Genomic DNA, 13,658 nt, shown 5'->3' with positions numbered 1-13,658 from the left:
GCGAGGACCGATGTCTCTGCGATCCATGGATCGTCAGCGCCGCAGGGAGCCTCTCCAGCAGCGCTGGTCTTCCCTTCTCAATGGCGATGCCGGAAGGGGCTTCGCGGGCTCCTGCGCAATTGTCTCGAGGCCGTTCGTGGGGATTGCCACAGGCTTCGCGCTGGCGCCGATGCTGCGTCATGTGCTCCATTCCCTCCATGTCGGAGAGGAAGGGAGCAGAGATGATCGAGCCAGGCCTAAAGCCGGACGAGGAGCCGTTGGGCGATTTGACGGTTCGCACCATCGCCATGCCGGCCGATACCAATGCCAATGGCGACATCTTCGGCGGCTGGGTGATGTCTCGGATGGATTCGGCCGGTGGAATAGCCGGCGTCGATCGTGCACAGGGCAGGGTGGTGACGATCGCGGTCGAAGCCATGACTTTCATCCGCCCGGTCAAGGTCGGCGATGTCCTCAGCGTCTACACCCAAGTCGAATCCGTTGGCCGGACCTCGATGAAGATCCATGTCGAGGCCTGGGCGAAGCGCTTTCGGACGACCCTGCACGAGAAGGTCACCGATGCGACCTTCACCTTCGTTGCGATCGACGAGGACGGCCGTCCGCGGCCAGTGCCGCCCCTTCCGGGCGCATGAGCGCCGGGTTGCTGCCAGGTTTCTGCGATCACGCTAAAGGATTCTTCACTGCGCCAAGAGGTTGAAGCAGCGCATTAACAATTGTGACAGGGCCAGATGGTTCTTTCCATGGGTCAAACTCCATTGGACAACCATCGCCATGCATCGCTCGGTCGTTCTTCGTCTCCGCAAACTGAGCGTTTTGTCGTCCCGACTGCGCGGAGACGAACGCGGTGCCATTGCCATGATCTTCGCGATCCTGCTGGTTCCGCTGATCGCGCTCATAGGCGTTCTCGTCGATACGTCGCAGGCCCAGAATGCCCGCATCGATCTGCAAAGCGCCCTCGATTCGGCGGTTCTGGCCGCGGCCAAGCTGAACGAAAGCGACAGCGAGCGGATTGCCGCCGCGAACCGCTACCTAACGGCGGCCTTGCCGCCGGGCTTTCCCGGCACCGCCGTCATCTCCAGCTTTGCCATCGTCGACGGTGCGGCAGCGGTGAAGGGGGATGCGAGCGCGAACGTCAAGACAATGTTCGGCAACTTCATCGGAGGATCCTCGACCAAGGTCGCGACCACGGCGAAGGCGCTCATCGCACGGCCGCAGGTCCGCCATCTCGATCTGGTGATGTGCATCGACGCGACCGGGTCGATGCAGAACACGCTCAACGCGGTGAAGAACGCTGCCCTGAATTTCGAGAAGAATCTGAACGATGAGCTGAAGGCGAAGAAGATCGATCCCTTCGAGTCGATGCGGGTGAAGCCCATTTTCTACCGTGATTTCGGGGGCAATAGCGGCACAAAAAAAGACCCTCGGGACTATGGCGACCGGCCTCCCATGAAAGTGGGCGAGTTCTGGAGGTTGCCCGACCAGTCGACGCTCTTCTCGAACTTCGTCTCGCCGGAACAGGCCAGCGGTGGCGGCGACCTGCCTGAATCGGGTCTCGAATGCGTCAATGAGGGCATGAATTCGAACTGGATCAAGAAGGGCGCGGCCGTGGTCGGTGGAGCGAGCGCAGGCCAGGTGATCACGGCATCGTTCAACGTCATTGCCGTCTGGACCGACGCCGATGCGCACCAGCCATCCCACAGCCAATCCCTGAAGAATCCTGATTATCCAGCAGCTGACATCATGCCACGGACCTGGACGGGTACGCCGCCCGCTGCCCCTGGMCTTAATTACAAGTGGAGTTCCAGCGTCAAGATGGATCAGGAAAACAGGATGCTGGTCTTCTTCGGCGATTCAGGCACGACAAACTGGTTGCCAGTCAGGAAGTGGCCCGGTTTCTTTCAAGGAGGCACGCTGACTGAAGGCAATACGCAGCTCGTCAAGAAGCTCGCTGAAGCCATCGCAACCAAAACCAAGATACCGACGTTGACGCATTGAGCCGGACCGGTGCGCGCCGGCCTTTCGAAGAGGTTAACGGAAGCTGAATCGCCCGTTCCATCGGGCGATTCAGAACAGGGCGCTCACTTAAGCGTTTTTTAAGCGCATGTCCCCGATCCTAGGGCTCAAGAAGCCTAACTCTAAGGGCTGACCTAAAGAGAGCTGGGGAACTGTTCATGCCTGATCAACGAGGCTCCTGCCGGGCCCCGCTGTCTGCGTCGCGGTTTCCTTCCTGAGGCCCCGCCGTCGCGCGCTGCATGCATCCCGGAGAACGACTATGAAGAAGGTCAAGAAGCCCACGCGGCAGCGCACGCCGCTGCGCGTCGGCATTGCCGCGCGCATCTATGCCGCGCTCGGCATTCTGACCGTACTGACGATCGTCGCATCCGCGGTCGCCTGGTTTTCCTATGGCCGGGTGAACCAGACGGTCAACGACATGATCGAGAACAAGATGCCGGTGGTCGAGCTGGCGCTCGAGCTCTCGCAGGCGGCGACGAAATCCACGGCACTCGCCGCGCGTTTCAGCGAAGTCCAGAATGCCAAGGAGCGGTCCGAGCTGACGGGAGAGCTCGATCTCATTGAAGCCAAGCAGTTCGAACTGCTGCGCAAGATCTCCGATCGCGGGCAGGACAAGGCAAAGGCCCAGAAGGCGATCGACGAACTTTCACGGCAGATCAACGATCTGAACGATCTGACGGGGCAGCGGTTGCGCAACTCCAGCGAGGCGCAGATCGCGATCGAGACCCTGGGAAAGGCCCGAGAGGACTTCGTCAGGGCTGTCGGAACCGAGGCTGAAGAGGCGAAGTTCAATCTTGCCTATGGCATCGAGAATGCGGCCAATCTGTCGGGCGACGAGCTGACCTCGGCTCTGAAATCGCTCGCCGGCCGCGATTTCACGGCCTTCGACCTGGCCAGAAGCCTACAGGCCGATGTCAGCGAGCTCGGCGGCATCCTGCGCGAGATCGCCCAGATCAGCGACAGCTCGCAGCTTGGAACCGCGCGCGAACGCTTCCAGGCCATTGCCAAGCTTGTCCGCACCGGCCTCGCCGACGCTGAGAAGATCGTGCCGAACCAGGGCCGCGTGCGCTCGGTCAATGCGATCCTCAACGTCGCCGAAGGAAGCAGCGGCCTTTTCGATGTGCGCGACCGCGACATCGTGACTCAGGGCGCAATCCGCGCCGGCCTGTCGGACCTCAATCGCGCGGCTGAAGTGGTGCGCCGCGAGGTCGAGACGCTGGTCAAGGCGGCTCGTGACGAGGCGCATTCCGCGGGCACGTCGACCGGCAACCTGATCGAGGACAGCAAGTGGTGGCTCGGCGCAATCGGCCTCGGCTCGCTGCTCGTCGCGCTGGCGCTCTCGCTCTTCTATGTCCGCCCGATGATCGTCGGCCGTCTCAACAAGCTGTGGACGGCGACACGGGCCATTGCCGATGGGCAGCTGGACGCAACCGTCGAGACCAAGGGCAATGACGAGATCTCGGACATTGCGCGCAGCGTGCTGCTGTTCCGCGACAATGCCTTGGCGCTGCGAGCCGCCGAAGCTGCGAAGATCGAGGACGAGGCCCTGGCGCAGCAGCGCCGTCGTGAGATGATGCAGGAGCTGGGGGAAGCCTTCGGCCAGGTGGTCGAGGCCGCGGCCGCCGGCGACTTCAGCCGCCGCGTCTCGGCAAGCTTCGCAGATGCCGAGCTCAACGCGCTTGCGGGTTCCGTCAATGCCCTGCTCGAAACCGTCCAGGCCGGGCTTTCGGAAACCTGCGAAGTGCTGGCCGAACTGTCGGCTGGCCAGCTCTCGACCCGGGTCAAGGGCAGCTATCACGGCGCTTTCGCCGAGCTCAAGGACGGCGCCAACGGCCTCGCCGAAGAGTTCGAAAGCACGCTCGCGCGTCTTTCGGATACGGTTTCGGCCGTGCGCAGTGCGACCAGCGAGATTCTCGATGGTGTCACCGACCTCGCCGAGCGTACGACGGAAGAAAGCAACGCTGTCTCGATGGCGACCAATCAGCTCGGCGCCTTCGCGGGCACCGTGAAGAAGACGGCCGACGAGGCCTCGCAAGCCATGGGCATGGCCGAGAGCGCCGAGCAGCGTGCCCAGCAGGGCGAAAAGGTCGTCGCCTCGGCGCTGGACGCGATGCGCCGCATCCGCGCGTCGTCGGACAAGATCTCGGAAGTCATCTCGATGATCGACGAGATCGCCTTCCAGACCAACCTGCTGGCGCTCAATGCGGCAGTGGAGGCGGCGCGCGCCGGCGACAGCGGCCGCGGTTTCGCGGTCGTCGCGGCCGAGGTGCGCAGTCTCGCGAAGCGCTCGGCGGATGCCTCGAACGACGTCAAGCGCCTGGTCGAGGCCGCGCATGGCGATGTCGCGGTCGGTGTCGGCCTCGTCGAGGAGACCTCGGCGATGTTCGAAAGTATTGTGTCCTCGGTCAACGATCTCTCCGGACTGATGAACGGCATCTCGCAAACGGCGCGGAGCCAGGCAAGCGACGTTTCCGCCATCAACAACGAGATCGACGGCATCGGCACGATGGCGCATCAGAATGCTGCGCTGGTCGAGGAGACGAATGCCGCGCTCGCACTGACGGATGAGCAGACCCGCGCGCTGACCGAACATATCGGGCGCTTCCAGTTCCGCGAGGGACACGTCGCCGGGCACGGCGGGGCGTCGGTCGCCCGGGCGGCCTGAGCGATCCACTGCATCCAACCATTGCTAACGGCCCCGCTCGCGAGACGCAGCGGGGCCGTTTCAGTTGCGGGGGCTACCTGGGGTCTTGCGGGACAGAAGGCGAGGGTGTTAGGCGAAGAGCGGGCCGGTAGCTCAACGGTTAGAGCTCGCTGCTCATAACAGCGCCGGTGCCGGTTCGAATCCGGCCCGGCCCACCATTTCCCTCTCAATCACCTAGCGACGGCCGCCCTCGGGATTACGCCCCGTGCGATCGCGCATGCCGCTTTACAGCGATATACCAACCGCTTATCGCGATTGTGACGGATCGATGACATAACGAGGCGCCGATGCTCGGCTGGTTTCAGAAGCTCCTGCCCAAGGAGCCCAAGTTCTTCGACCTGTTCGAGAGCCATTCCAGGACATTGGTGGCAGGTGCCGCGGCCCTGAACGGCCTCCTCAGGGGCGAAACCCCGGTGGAGGCAGGTTGCACCGAGGTGCTTTTCCAGGAAAATCGCGCTGACGAGATCGCCGCGGAGGTAATGCTGGAAGTCGGCCGCACCTTCATCACGCCCTTCGACCGTGGCGATATCGAGGAGCTGATCGGTTCGATGGACGATGCCATCGACCAGATGCAGAAGACCGTAAAGGCGATCACGCTGTTCGAGGTTACGAGCTTCGAGCCCTGCATGAAGGAACTCGGGGCGGTCATCGTCCAGGCGTCCGAGCGCGTCGTCGTGCTGCTGCCGATGCTGCGCGACATCAAGAAACATGCGATTTCGATCGGCGCACTCGCCAAGGATATCCGGGCCATCGAGGAGCGATCCGACGAACTGCACGACCAGGGCCTGAAGGCGTTGTTCAAGGCGCACCAGACTTCGGACACGATGGGTTTCATCGTCGGCGCAGAGATCTACGACCATCTCGAGAAGGTGGTGGACCGTTTCGAGGATGTCGCCAAGCGCGTCAGCCGTATCGTCCTCGAACATCTCTAGGCGGTTGGCCCGGTGGATTTCTCAAGCGTCGCCTTTGCCCTGGTCTTCCTGATCGCGGTCGCGCTTCTGTTCGATTTCCTGAACGGACTTCACGATGCGGCCAATTCGATCGCGACCATCGTCTCGACCAGGGTTCTGGCGCCGCGCTGGGCGGTGTTCTGGGCTGCCTTCTTCAATTTCATCGCGTTCCTGTTCTTCGGCCTGCATGTCGCCGAGACCGTCGGGTCCGGCATTGTCCAGACCGCCATCGTCGATGACCGTGTCATCTTCGGTGCCCTGACCGGCGCCATCGTCTGGAATGTCGTCACCTGGATTGCAGGCATTCCGTCGAGTTCGTCGCATGCACTGATCGGCGGACTGGTCGGGGCCGGGCTGAGCAAGGCTGGCTTCTCGTCGATCGTCTGGTGGGGGCTCGGCAAGACCTTCGTCGCGATTTTCATGTCTCCGGCCATCGGCTTCGCCCTGGCGCTGGTCCTCGTCCTGATCGTCTCCTGGGTGTTCCTGCGCGTGGCCCCTATCAAGGTCGACAGCACCTTCCGGCTGCTGCAGTTCGTTTCGGCTTCGCTCTACTCGCTCGGACACGGGGCGAATGATGCGCAGAAGACGATGGGCATCATTGCGGTGCTGCTGTTCTCGCATGGCATGATGGGCGAGACGTTCTCGGTGCCGTTCTGGGTCGTCATCTCCTGCCAGGCGGCCATGGCATTCGGCACGCTCTGTGGAGGTTGGCGGATCGTTCACACCATGGGCTCGAAGATCACCCGGCTTTCACCCCAGCAGGGTTTCTGCGCGGAGACGGGCGGCGCGATCACGCTGTTCATGGCGACCTATCTCGGCATCCCCGTCTCGACGACGCATACGATCACAGGCGCGATCATCGGTGTCGGCGCCGCCCGGCGCGTGACGGCCGTGCGATGGGGGGTGGCTCGCGGCATCGTCTTCGCCTGGATCGTGACGATGCCGATGGCAGGACTGATCTCGGCTATCGCCTATTTTGTCTCCGGCCTGTTCCTGACCGGGCGGTGACCGGGATCAGGAGGCGCCGCCGAGGGGCGCTGAGTCTGCGCAACCCGCAGCGTCGGTCAATTCAACTTCAGCGCGCGGATCGCAGCCTTCAGGCCGGGCTCGTCGACAATCTCGGCAGCATCTTCAAGCGTGAACCAGTGCGAAAGCCGCTGATTGTGCTCGGCCCATTTTTCAAGCCGACGCTCGACATCAAGAATATAGAGCGCCACCTTGCAGAGAACGAAGTGGTCGCTCATCCGCTTCCAATAGATGTAGCGCCCCGCGGGCTTCTTGTGGGCCTTGCCGATCACGCCGGCTTCTTCGCGCGCTTCGATCGCCGCAGCCTCATGGTTCTTCTTGCCCTTGATGGGCCAGCCCTTGGGAACGATCCATCGCCGCGTCGTGCGTGTCGTGACCAGGAGAAGCTCCGGCTCCCCCGTCGGCGATCGGCGGATGGGGAGCGCGGCGATCTGCGAGCGCGGCTTCCCCAATCCTGACTTCGCCTTCTTCATCGAAACCTGTGCCCTCCCATCCGTAAACAGAACCTATGTTAGAAAGCCGGCAAATCAATATCGAATAGCCGTCCAACGCCTTAAAGGCCGTGGATTGACCGCCTCAGCGGTGATGGCCATGCTTCATTGCAGCGAAATGAACGCTCGAAGCCCTTGAGAGCCCGAGCGTCGGCTCCAGTCGGCAAGCGCGCTCGCCGATTGGCGGGTTCGTCGCGCGCCTTGCGTCCCATACAGGAATCAGCTGCCTTTCCCTAGCCTGCTGCTTAGGCAGACGTCGATCAGGCGGGGAGAAGGCGCGCCCCGATGCGCATGGCAGCGTCCTGCAAGGCATCGAGATGCGCTGGGCGCCCTTCAGGTGCGACGATCGAGGTCAGCGACGAGATGCTGAGTGCGCCGGCAAGCGCGCCGCTGCGGTCGAAGATCGGTACGCCGACGCCCGTCAAGCCAATGAAGAAGTCGTCGGCGGCCAGCTCCCAGCCTTGCGCGCGAATACGATCAGCCTCGCGCCAGAGCAGGTCGGGGTCCGTCTGGCTTGCCGGCGCGCGCTTTGGCAGTTCCAGGGCCAGTGCCTGTCGCCGCTGCGCCTCGTCGAGATAGGCCAGGATCACCCGTGGGCCGCCGCCGCAGTTCAGCGGCGCCTGAGCACCGACCGCGAACCATGTCGCATCGACATGCGGCAGTGAGGCGCGCACGCGGTCCACGCAGAGTGCGCGGCCCGAGATATGAACCCATAGGAACGAGGTCGCGCCGGTCTTCTCGGCGATCTCGGTCAGATAGGGGCCGGCCACGTCCCGAAGCTCGCGCCCGGTCGTGACGGCGCTGCCGAGTTCGATCAGCCCGACCGCCAATGCATAGGTCTGCGAGCGTTCGTCGTGCTCGACCAGTTCGTTGAGCTGCAATGTCTGCAGCAGCCGCCGCGTCGTGCCCTTGTCGAGTCCGACCTGGCGAGCGAGCTCGCTCAGCCCGAGGCGTGGTTGCTCGGGGCGGAAGGCGCGGAGCAGGGCAATGGCCCGGTCGAGCGCCCTGACGATCGGGACGCCCGGCGGAAGTTTCGCGGTCCGGCTGTCGCCTGCGCTGTTCATCGGCCCTCTCGCAGCGCCAATCGCCTGACTTTTCATCGTGTCGTCTAATAACACGCCATGTCAGTCATTGACACGAATTTTGACTCTGGCTTTCAATGGCGCGGAGCTTGCTAATCGGCACATGTTCGGGTGCGATCCCGGTAGGCCGCGATGCCAGTCGAAAAGAGAGGCCGTGCCCGGTGCGCTCACGCAGCTGCCGGAACCGGCACAGGGGAACGGGAGAACAACGATGACCGGATTGAGACTTGGCCTGGCGCTTGCCGCTTCAGTGCTCGCGCTCGGGGCAGCCACCGCGCAGGAGCCGAAGAAGGGGGGCACCGTGCATGTCGTGGTGCAGCCCGAGCCTCCAATGCTGATGCAGGGGCTGAACCAGAATGGCCCGACCAACATGGTCGCCGGCAATATCTACGAGTCGCTGCTGCGTTACGACGAGAAGCTCAATCCGCAGCCATCGCTCGCCAAGAGCTGGGAGATTTCTCCTGACGCGAAGGTCTACACCTTCAAGCTCCAGGAGGGCGTGACCTGGCATGACGGCAAGCCCTTCACGGCGGACGACGTCGTGTTCACCCTCGATAAGTTCCTGCGCGAGGTTCATCCGCGCTGGCGGCCGATCGTCAACGCTCAGGTCGAGAAAATCGAGAAGGTCGATGATCTCACGGTCAAGATCACACTGAAGCAGCCCTTCGGCCCGATGATCATGACCCAGGAAGTCGCTTCGGCGCCGATGATCCCGAAACACATCTATGACGGCACGGATTATCGGGCGAATCCGGCGAACAACACGCCAATCGGCACCGGTCCGTTCAAGCTGAAGGAGTGGAAGAAGGGCTCCTATATCCACCTCGTCAAGAACGAGAACTATTGGCTGAAGGGCAAGCCGAACCTCGACGAGATCTACTGGCAGATCATCCCGGATGCGGCGGCGCGCGCGGTGGCGTACGAGACCGGCAAGGTCGACGTGCTGACCGGGGGCTCTGTCGATGTCTACGACGTGGCGCGGCTCTCGAAGCTGCCCAATACCTGCATGACGACCAACGGCTGGGAGATGTTCGCCCCGCATGCCTGGCTGACGCCGAATGTGCGCAACGGCATCCTCGGCAACAAGCAATTCCGCCAGGGCCTGATGTACGCGATCGATCGCGAATTCGGGAAGGATGTGGTCTGGGGCGGGCTCGGCAAGCTGCCGACAGGGCCGATCTCGTCGAAGACGCGCTTCTACTCGTCCGACGTGCCGACATATGCTTTCGATCCGGCGAAGGCGAAGGAGCTGATCAAGGCGTCTGGCTACAAGGGCGAGACGATCAAGCTGCTCAACCTGCCCTATGGCGAGACCTGGAGCCGTTGGTCCGAGGCGATCAAGCAGAATCTCGAGGATGTCGGGGTCAAGATTCAGATCGAAAACACCGACGTGCCCGGTTGGACCCAGAAGGCCAGCAACTGGGACTTCGACCTGAATTTCAACTTCCTCTACCAGCTCGGCGATCCGGCGATGGGTGTGGCGCGCAGCTACATCTCGAGCAACATCGCCAAGGGTAATCCCTTCGCCAATGTCGGCGGGTATTCGAACCCGGAGGTCGACAAGCTCTTCGCCGAGGCGGCCGTCGCGCCGACAGATGCGCAGCGCCAGGAGCTGTATACCAAGGTGCAGAAGCTGCTGGCAGACGAGCTGCCGGTACTTTGGCTGCTCGAGATGGACTTCCCGACGATCTATCGCTGCAACGTCAAGAACCTCGTCACCACCGGCATTGGCGTGGATGACGGTTTCCGCGACGCCTGGAAGGAGTGAGGCCATTGCCGTCCCGGACGTCGCGTCGCGGCGATCCGGGACGACATGACGCCACTACTCTGTGACGCGCCTCTTCCTGAAGACCATCCCGGGTTTGAGCGTGCTCCTTTCGGGGAGACGCGGACCGGTCATCTTGCCCGTCCGTAGCGCCGAAGGATTTTGATGAACCTCGCTCAATTTCTCGCGGGCCGGCTGGTGAAGGGGATCGTCGTCCTCTTCGCCATCGCGATCCTGAATTTCTTCCTGATCCGCGCCGCACCGGGCGATCCCGCGCAGGTTCTCGCGGGAGAGGCCGGTGCGGCCGATGCGGTGCTGCTCGAGCAGTTGCGGGCGCGCTTTGGCCTCGACCAGCCGCTGATCCAACAGCTCTGGATCTATCTCAAGGGCTATGCCTCGCTCGATCTCGGTTTCAGTTATCGCCAGCAGAGGCCCGTGCTCGAGCTGATCCTGGACCGACTGCCCGCGACCCTGCTGCTGACCGGCGCAGCCTTTCTCGTCTCGCTGGGGTTGGGCGTCCTGATGGGCGCGCTTGCGGCGCGGCGTGCCGGGCGCTGGCAGGACAGCGTCATCACCACGCTTGCCCTCGTCTTCTACGCGACACCGCTCTTCTGGATCGCGCTGATGAGCCAGATCGTCTTCTCGCTGAAGCTCGGCCTCGTGCCGAATGTCGGCTTCGAGACGATCGGCGCGAACTATACCGGCCTCGCTCGGGCGCTCGATATCGCGCAGCATCTCTTCCTGCCGGCGCTGACGCTCGGATTGTTCTTCACGGCGCTCTACGCGCGAATGATGCGGGCCTCTATGCTGGAGATTGCCGGTGCCGATTTCGTCAAGACGGCGCGCGCGAAGGGGCTTTCACCCGGGGTCGTCTCGCGCCGGCATGTCGCGCGCAACGCTATCCTTCCGGTCGTGACGCTGGCTGGCCTGCAGGCGGGCCAGCTCGTCGGCGGGGCCGTGCTGACCGAGACGGTCTTCGCCTGGCCCGGCATCGGCCGCTTGATGTTCGATGCCCTGGTGCAGCGCGATTACTCGGTGCTGCTCGGTGTCTTCTTCGTCTCGTCGGCCATGGTCGTCGGCTTCAATATCCTCACGGACCTGGTCTACCGGCTGGCCGACCCGCGCATCGAGGCGACATCATGAGCTTCCTTAAGCGTTTCGCGCGCAACCGCGGGGCGGTGGTCGGGTTGATCATCCTGCTCGTCGTCATCGTCTTCGCCTTGCTGGCGCCGTCGCTCTTTCCACAATCGCCATGGCGCACGGTCGGCCGTCCGTTCCTTGCACCCTTCGCCATGGAGCGCTTCCCGCTCGGCACAGATACGCTGGGGCGCAACATCGCTTCAGGGCTGGTGCATGGCGCGCGTGTCTCGTTGATGATCAGCGTGGTCTCGACGGTGGTCGCGCTGCTGATCGGCGTGCCGCTCGGCGCGATTGCAGGCTATGCGGGCGGCTTCGTCGATGATGCGTTGATGCGCTTCACCGAGTTCTTCCAGACGATCCCCAGCTTCGCACTCGCCATCGTCATGGTCGCGATCCTGCAACCACAGCTTGGTTCGATCGTGCTCGCGATCGGGGTAGTCAGTTGGCCGCCCGTGGCGCGACTGGTGCGTGGCGAGGTCCTGTCGCTGAAGACGCGCGAATACGTGCAGGCCGCCGTGACGATCGGCCAGTCGACGCCGCGCATCATCTTCAGCCAGGTGCTGCCCAACACCATCGCGCCGATCATCGTGATGGGCTCGCTGATGATCGGCTCGGCGATCCTGCTCGAATCCTCGCTCTCCTTCCTCGGGCTGGGCGACCCCAACCTGATGAGCTGGGGCTATATGGTCGGTGCCGGGCGCACTCGCCTGATCGATGCCTGGTGGATCAGCTTCTTCCCCGGCCTTGCGATCTTCCTCACGGTTCTTGCGCTCAATCTTGCCGGCGAGGGGCTGAACGACGCGCTGAACCCGCGTCTGGCGCGGGGGAGGGAGTGATGACGACGCCCGTTCTCGCGATCGAGGGATTGAAGCTAGCTCTCCCGGCCCTCGCCGACCGCGCCTTCGCGGTCGAGGATGTCTCTTTGACCATCGCTCCCGGTGAAACGCTCTGCGTCGTCGGCGAATCCGGCTCCGGCAAGTCGATGATCGCGCATGCGGTGATGGGGCTGCTGCCGAAGGCGGTGAAGCCCGCTGCGGGTGCGATCCGCCTTGCGGGTCGCGATCTGCTGGCGCTCGACGAGGCTGCGATGCAGGACGTGCGCGGCCGTGAGGTCGGCATGATCTTCCAGGAGCCGATGACCTCGCTCAACCCGGTGATGCGGGTGGCCGACCAGATCGTCGAGACGTTCGAGGCGCATGGCCTGCACAGCAATGCCGAGCGCCGTGCCCGTGCGCTCGCGTTGCTGACCGAGGTCGGCCTGCCCGACCCCGAACGCTTGGCCAAGGCCTATCCGCATGAGCTTTCCGGCGGCCAGCGTCAGCGCGTGATGATCGCGATGGCGCTCGCACTCGAGCCGAAGCTCCTGATCGCCGACGAGCCCACCACCGCGCTCGACGTGACCACGCAGGCGCAGATCCTGAAGCTGATCGACAATCTGCGTCGCAAGCATGGAACGGCGGTGCTCTTCATCACCCATGATTTCGGCGTCGTTGCCGAGATCGCCGATCGCATCGCCGTGCTGCAGCAGGGCAAACTCGTCGAGGAGGGCACGGCCGATGCCGTGCTGTCGCAACCGAGGCACGACTACACGAAGCGGCTGCTCGCGGCCGTGCCGTCGATGACGCCGCCGGAGCGCCCGCCGATCGCCGAGACCGTGCCTGTGCTGAGCGTCGAGAAACTCGGCAAGGTCTATCGCAAGCGCAGCTTCTTCCGGCCCGGTCGCGAGGTGAAGGCTGCCGACGATATCAGCTTCACCCTGGCTCGCGGCGAAACGCTTGGGTTGGTTGGCGAATCCGGGTCGGGCAAGTCGACGGTCGGGCGCTGCTGCCTCAGGCTGATCGAGCCCGATGGCGGGCGGATCGCCCTGGGAGACCTCGTCCTGAGTGATCTCGGTCCGGCAGCGCTGCGCGAGCATCGCAAGCGCATCCAGATGGTCTTCCAGGATCCGTTCGCCTCGCTCAATCCGCGCCAGACGGTAGGGCGGATCATCTCGGACGGGCCGGTGGCCCATGGCACGCCGCGCGCGCAGGCGCTCGGGCGGGCAAGGGAGCTGCTTGAGCTCGTCGGCCTCTCGGCCAATGCGATAGACCGCTACCCGCATGAATTCTCGGGCGGGCAGCGCCAGCGCATCGGCATCGCCCGCGCGCTCGCGCTCGAGCCCGACGTGCTGGTCGCGGACGAGGCAGTCTCGGCGCTCGACGTCTCGGTTCAGGCTCAGATCCTGACGCTGATCAAGGATATCCAGCAGCGGCTCGGCCTGGCGATCCTGTTCGTCACGCATGACCTGCGCGTGGCTGCGCAGATCTGCGACCGCATCGCCGTGATGCAGCGCGGGCGTATCGTCGAGACCGGCCCGACGGCTGCGCTCTTCGCCAATCCGCAGCATGACTACACGCGCCAACTGCTCGCCGCCGTGCCCGGCGGCCGCCGCTTCGCGCTGTGACGCAGCCTTGCCGGCCATTGCCTCATCGTACTGGTCGGGCCTGT

Annotated in this window: 11 protein-coding genes and 1 tRNA gene; 10 read left to right on the top strand and 2 right to left on the bottom strand. The window is 63.8% G+C overall.

Going from position 1 to position 13,658, the window contains the following annotated elements; all coding sequences use genetic code 11:
• Positions 1-221 precede the first annotated feature (221 nt).
• From AC1DGP_RS05160 to AC1DGP_RS05135, 6 genes are all read left to right on the top strand, one after another.
• On the top strand, positions 222-632 hold the full coding sequence (locus AC1DGP_RS05160) for an acyl-CoA thioesterase (RefSeq protein ID WP_441505289.1): 411 nt from the start codon (positions 222-224) through the stop codon (positions 630-632).
• A gap of 61 nt (positions 633-693) precedes the next feature.
• Positions 694-1,995 (top strand): TadE/TadG family type IV pilus assembly protein, encoded by a 1,302-nt coding sequence (locus tag AC1DGP_RS05155; protein WP_476831800.1) that lies wholly within the window; start codon positions 694-696, stop codon positions 1,993-1,995.
• Between the two features lie 277 nt (positions 1,996-2,272).
• On the top strand, positions 2,273-4,678 hold the full coding sequence (locus AC1DGP_RS05150; RefSeq protein WP_441505291.1) for a methyl-accepting chemotaxis protein: 2,406 nt from the start codon (positions 2,273-2,275) through the stop codon (positions 4,676-4,678).
• 121 nt (positions 4,679-4,799) lie between these two features.
• Positions 4,800-4,875: transfer RNA gene (locus AC1DGP_RS05145), tRNA-Ile, on the top strand.
• 129 nt (positions 4,876-5,004) lie between these two features.
• On the top strand, positions 5,005-5,649 hold the full coding sequence (locus tag AC1DGP_RS05140; RefSeq protein WP_441489375.1) for a DUF47 domain-containing protein: 645 nt from the start codon (positions 5,005-5,007) through the stop codon (positions 5,647-5,649).
• A 12-nt stretch (positions 5,650-5,661) separates the two neighbouring features.
• Complete coding sequence (locus AC1DGP_RS05135; RefSeq protein WP_441505292.1) at positions 5,662-6,675, top strand: inorganic phosphate transporter; 1,014 nt, start codon at positions 5,662-5,664, stop codon at positions 6,673-6,675.
• A 56-nt stretch (positions 6,676-6,731) separates the two neighbouring features.
• Here the strand turns inward: AC1DGP_RS05135 and AC1DGP_RS05130 are convergent, their stop codons facing one another.
• Both AC1DGP_RS05130 and AC1DGP_RS05125 read right to left on the bottom strand, forming a co-directional pair.
• The gene (locus AC1DGP_RS05130) at positions 6,732-7,166 is read right to left on the bottom strand and encodes an NUDIX hydrolase (protein WP_441489374.1); all 435 of its coding nucleotides are present in this window, start codon (positions 7,164-7,166) and stop codon (positions 6,732-6,734) included.
• Between the two features lie 278 nt (positions 7,167-7,444).
• The gene (locus tag AC1DGP_RS05125; protein WP_441505293.1) at positions 7,445-8,248 is read right to left on the bottom strand and encodes an IclR family transcriptional regulator; all 804 of its coding nucleotides are present in this window, start codon (positions 8,246-8,248) and stop codon (positions 7,445-7,447) included.
• A 229-nt stretch (positions 8,249-8,477) separates the two neighbouring features.
• Here AC1DGP_RS05125 and AC1DGP_RS05120 point away from each other — a divergent pair, with 229 nt between their 5' ends.
• The 4 genes from AC1DGP_RS05120 (at position 8,478) to AC1DGP_RS05105 (ending at position 13,614) form a co-directional block, all read left to right on the top strand.
• Positions 8,478-10,034, top strand: coding sequence for an ABC transporter substrate-binding protein (locus AC1DGP_RS05120; protein WP_441505294.1), 1,557 nt, complete (start codon positions 8,478-8,480; stop codon positions 10,032-10,034).
• Positions 10,035-10,196: 162 nt separating this feature from the next.
• Positions 10,197-11,174, top strand: a complete 978-nt coding sequence (locus tag AC1DGP_RS05115) for an ABC transporter permease (RefSeq protein WP_069879759.1) — start codon at positions 10,197-10,199, stop codon at positions 11,172-11,174.
• The gene (locus AC1DGP_RS05110) at positions 11,171-12,007 is read left to right on the top strand and encodes an ABC transporter permease (RefSeq protein ID WP_476831799.1); all 837 of its coding nucleotides are present in this window, start codon (positions 11,171-11,173) and stop codon (positions 12,005-12,007) included. The genes AC1DGP_RS05115 and AC1DGP_RS05110 overlap by 4 nt, the downstream gene beginning before the upstream one ends.
• Positions 12,007-13,614: an ABC transporter ATP-binding protein gene (locus AC1DGP_RS05105; RefSeq protein WP_441505296.1), complete on the top strand. Its 1,608-nt coding sequence runs from the start codon at positions 12,007-12,009 to the stop codon at positions 13,612-13,614. The genes AC1DGP_RS05110 and AC1DGP_RS05105 overlap by 1 nt, the downstream gene beginning before the upstream one ends.
• The last annotated feature ends 44 nt before the right edge of the window (positions 13,615-13,658 follow it).

It is taken from the genome of Allobosea sp. 05T433, from assembly GCF_056396065.1.
Note: the sequence above shows the minus strand (reverse complement) of the source record. Positions and strands in the feature narration are given on the sequence as shown.

What these genes read in the sequence shown, in the direction of transcription:
- AC1DGP_RS05160 (WP_441505289.1), top strand. Translation starts at nt 222, where the DNA reads ATGATCGAGCCAGGCCTAAAGCCGGACGAGGAGCCGTTGGGCGATTTG.
- AC1DGP_RS05150 (WP_441505291.1), top strand. Translation starts at nt 2,273, where the DNA reads ATGAAGAAGGTCAAGAAGCCCACGCGGCAGCGCACGCCGCTGCGCGTC.
- AC1DGP_RS05140 (WP_441489375.1), top strand. Translation starts at nt 5,005, where the DNA reads ATGCTCGGCTGGTTTCAGAAGCTCCTGCCCAAGGAGCCCAAGTTCTTC.
- AC1DGP_RS05130 (WP_441489374.1), bottom strand. Translation starts at nt 7,166, where the DNA reads ATGAAGAAGGCGAAGTCAGGATTGGGGAAGCCGCGCTCGCAGATCGCC.
- AC1DGP_RS05125 (WP_441505293.1), bottom strand. Translation starts at nt 8,248, where the DNA reads ATGAACAGCGCAGGCGACAGCCGGACCGCGAAACTTCCGCCGGGCGTC.
- AC1DGP_RS05120 (WP_441505294.1), top strand. Translation starts at nt 8,478, where the DNA reads ATGACCGGATTGAGACTTGGCCTGGCGCTTGCCGCTTCAGTGCTCGCG.
- AC1DGP_RS05115 (WP_069879759.1), top strand. Translation starts at nt 10,197, where the DNA reads ATGAACCTCGCTCAATTTCTCGCGGGCCGGCTGGTGAAGGGGATCGTC.
- AC1DGP_RS05110 (WP_476831799.1), top strand. Translation starts at nt 11,171, where the DNA reads ATGAGCTTCCTTAAGCGTTTCGCGCGCAACCGCGGGGCGGTGGTCGGG.
- AC1DGP_RS05105 (WP_441505296.1), top strand. Translation starts at nt 12,007, where the DNA reads ATGACGACGCCCGTTCTCGCGATCGAGGGATTGAAGCTAGCTCTCCCG.